Origin of the sequence: Mycobacterium helveticum (assembly GCF_007714205.1) — a bacterium.
Taxonomy (GTDB): Bacteria; Actinomycetota; Actinomycetes; order Mycobacteriales; family Mycobacteriaceae; genus Mycobacterium; species Mycobacterium helveticum.
Genome location: NZ_VMQU01000230.1, coordinates 1 through 3,421 on the forward strand (window position 1 = coordinate 1; position 3,421 = coordinate 3,421).

A 3,421-nucleotide genomic window follows, 5' to 3' on the forward strand; every position below is an offset into this window, starting at 1 on the left:
CACTGTTGCCGCCCCCGCCGCCGAGCGCCCGCGTCCCGCTGCCGGGGGGCGGCGCCCTGAGAACGCTGCCCGGCGAGGGCGACCTGCTCGCGCTGACCCTCGACGACGGCGTCAACAGCGATGTGGTGCGCGCCTACACGCAACTCGCCCGGGACACCGGCGTGCGGATGACGTTCTTCGTCAACGGGATCTACGACTCCTGGACCGAGAACCGCGACATGCTGCTGCCGTTGGTGGAATCCGGGCAGATTCAGCTCGGCAACCACACCTGGTCGCACCCGGACCTAACGGCGGTGCCCCACACCAGGATTTCGGAAGAACTCACCCGCAACGACGAATTTTTGAAGAAGACGTACGGCGTCGGCGCGAAACCGTATTACCGGCCCCCCTACGCGAAGCGCAACGCCACCGTCGACGCGGTCGCGGCCGACCTCGGCTACACCGCCCCCACGTTATGGTCGGGCTCGCTGTCGGATTCGACGTTGATCACCGAGGACTACATCCTGAAGATGGCCGACCAGTACTTCACCCCGCAGGCCATCGTGATCGGGCACCTCAACCACCTGCCCGTCACGCACGTCTATCCGCAGCTGATCGACATCATCCGGTCGCGGAACCTGCGCACCGTCACGCTCAACGACGTCTTCCTCAGAACCCCGTAGCGGCGCGGATCGTCAGCCGTCGGCCGTTCGAGATCGGGCCGCGAGCAACAACTGCAGGCTTTCCCGCAGTTCGGTCAATTGGCGGCGCCCCACGGTATTTTCCCATTGCGACTCCAATTCCTTTGCACTGGAGTGCATTACGCGCAGGGCATGGCGGCCCCGCGCCGTCAGTTCGACGATCCGCGCGCGGGCGTCGCCGGGAGCGGGCACCCTGCTGACCGACTGCACTCAGGCCCGGCCGGCGTCGCTGCTGCAGATCCACGGCACGGCCGACGACCGGGTGCCCTACACCGGCGGGCCCGGAAAAGCGTTCGGGGTCAACGGCGCTCCGCGGGTCGACGGGCCCTCGGTGGAGTCGGTCAACGCCACCTGGGGTGCCATCGACGCCTGCGGGCCGCCCACCTCCGCCACCGTCGGCGACGTCACCACGCAAACCGCCGGCTGCGCCGACGGGCGGACCGTGGAGTTGATCTCGGTGGCCGGCGCGGGGCACCAGTGGCCCGGCGGAAAGCGCACGCCGCCGGCAGAACTCGCCGGCGTCCCCGAGCCGTCGGCGGCACTCGACGCGACCGACACCATCTGGCGATTCTTCGACGCGCACCGCGGTTAGACCCGCCACACCGATCTCTAAAATTTTAGAGATTGCCTTCCGCTCACGGGTGGTTGATTGTTACCGTTCCGTAATGCGCGGGTTTGGGGGGATTTTCGCGGTCCTACTGCTGATCGTTGCCGCATCGGCCGGCCTGGCGGACGCCCGGGCCGACAGCGGCGACGAGCCGCGATACGCCGAGTTCTACCTTCCGCCGGACCTACTGCCGCCCGGCCGGCCCGGTGACCTGATCCGCACCGAGCCCTCGCGCCTGGTGCTCGAGCCCTCCGGCCAACTCGGCGCGATCATGGCGACCGGAACCCGGATCATGTACCGCAGCACCGACACCCGCGGGAACCCGATCGCGGTCACCGGCACCTACTTCGAGCCGTACAACGACTGGCCCGGCAAGGGACCGCGGCCCCTGATCAGCTACGCGCCCGGCACGCAAGGTCAGGGCAATCAATGCGCCCCGTCCCGAATGTTCAACCAGGGCATCCACTATTCGGGCGGCTGGGACATCATGTTCAACTACGAGGAGATGTTCGTCGCCACCATGGTCGCCCGCGGCTTCGCCGTCGTGATGACCGACTACGAAGGCCTCGGCACCGTGTCCATGCACACCTACGTGGGCCGGGTAGCCGAGGGCCAGGCGGTGCTCGACGCCGCGCGGGCGGCCATGCACCTGCCCGAAACGTCCCTGGATCCGTCTGGGCCCGTTGCCTTCTGGGGATATTCCCAGGGCGGCGGCGCGACCGCGTCGGCAGCCGAACTGGCCTCGTCGTATGCGCCCGAGCTGCACATCGTGGGTACTTACGTCGGGGCGCCACCGGCCAACCTCAAGGAGCTGTTCCCCTACGCCGACGGCAGCGCCCTGGTCGGCGTCGTCGGGTATGCGCTCAACAGCGTGATGGCCGCCTATCCCGAGTTCGCCGACCTGATCCGCGCGAAGATGACCCCGCGCGGGCTGGCGATGCTGGAGTCGGTGTCACGGCAGTGCGTCGGCCAAACGCTGCTGGACTTCATGTTCCGCCACCTGCAGCCCTACTTCACCGAGGACATCGGCCAACTGGTCAACGAGGAACCGTTCAGCACCCTGCTGGACGAGCAGCGGATCGGCCGCCACAAACCCAACGCGCCGGTGCTGATCGACAGCAACCGCTACGACCCGCTGGTGCCGTGGACGGCGGCGAACCAACTCGGCCGCGACTGGTGCGACCAGGGTGCCGACGTCGAATTCCGCACCAACGAAGGGCCACCCTTCCTCAACAAGCTCGTCATCAACCACGCCCTGCCTATGCTCGTCGACGGCGAACCGGCCATGCAGTGGGTCGCCGCCCGCTTCAACGGCGAACCCACCGCGCCCAACTGCGGCGACTTCTGAAGCCTCCGGGGTTCCTCCGCCGGCGGATAGACTGGACGCATCGCTGCACGGAGAAAGCACAACGCGCCCGCGCGGCGCCGCCAACTCGCCGACGCCGCGATCGAACTGCTCGGCGAGAACGGGGTCCACGGCGTCAGCCACCCGAAGGTCGACGAGCACGCCGGCGTCCCGGCCGGCACCGCCTCGTTCTACTTCCGGACCCGCAAGGCGTTGCTGCACGCCGTCGCCGCCCGGCTCGCCGAACTCGACGTGGCCGACTTCTCGCTGGTCGCCGAACTTGCCAAGGGTCAGTCGACGCAATTCGCCGGCACCGCGGGGCTGGCCCGCATCGTCATGTACGTCAACAGCGAACCCTGGTTGACCCGCGCCAAGGCGCGTTACGAGCTCGTTCTGCTCGCCGGCCGGGACCCCGAACTGACCGCGATCCTGAGCGAGTCCGCGGAACGGCTGCATGCGCTGGCGCGCCAGGTCGTGACGCAGTGGTATCCCACCGGAAGCACGCCGGATCCGGCGCTGATCGAAGACCAGGCTGTCGCCACGCTGGCGTTCATCAACGGGGTCATGTTGACGTTCGTGGCGGGTCAGCCGACCGTCGACGACGCCGAACGCCTCGACCGGCTGATCCGGGGCGTCATCGCGGGCGTGGCTGAGGTCCGCGGCCGCTGACGCACCCGCCGACACCACCGGCGGTAGCGTCATGAGCATGTCAGACCCTGATTTTTCAGCCGGCTATGGATTGAGGGCCGCGTCGTAGCGCGGAAGTGCCCTTCCTGCAAGGGATAATCG

General features: G+C 68.1%; 4 protein-coding genes and 1 pseudogene. 4 read left to right on the forward strand and 1 reads right to left on the reverse strand.

Going from position 1 to position 3,421, the window contains the following annotated elements; translation table 11 throughout:
- Window positions 1-662: polysaccharide deacetylase family protein (locus FPZ47_RS26875; RefSeq protein ID WP_145039733.1), on the forward strand; the 662-nt coding region annotated here is incomplete at its 5' end.
- A gap of 12 nt (window positions 663-674) precedes the next feature.
- Here FPZ47_RS26875 and FPZ47_RS26880 read toward each other — a convergent pair.
- Window positions 675-872 (reverse strand): hypothetical protein, encoded by a 198-nt coding sequence (locus FPZ47_RS26880; protein ID WP_144953403.1) that lies wholly within the window; start codon window positions 870-872, stop codon window positions 675-677.
- On the opposite strand from FPZ47_RS26880, the pseudogene FPZ47_RS26885 reads away from it, so the two are divergent.
- From FPZ47_RS26885 to FPZ47_RS26895, 3 genes and pseudogenes are all read left to right on the forward strand, one after another.
- Window positions 847-1,272 (forward strand): annotated as a pseudogene (locus tag FPZ47_RS26885) (alpha/beta hydrolase family protein); the annotation flags it as partial. The gene FPZ47_RS26880 and the pseudogene FPZ47_RS26885 overlap by 26 nt on opposite strands.
- Before the next feature lie 73 nt (window positions 1,273-1,345).
- A complete protein-coding gene (locus tag FPZ47_RS26890; protein ID WP_425461810.1) occupies window positions 1,346-2,635 on the forward strand; it encodes a lipase family protein in 1,290 nt (429 codons plus the stop codon).
- Between the two features lie 99 nt (window positions 2,636-2,734).
- Complete coding sequence (locus FPZ47_RS26895) at window positions 2,735-3,301, forward strand: TetR/AcrR family transcriptional regulator (protein ID WP_342781078.1); 567 nt, start codon at window positions 2,735-2,737, stop codon at window positions 3,299-3,301.
- Window positions 3,302-3,421: the final 120 nt, after the last annotated feature.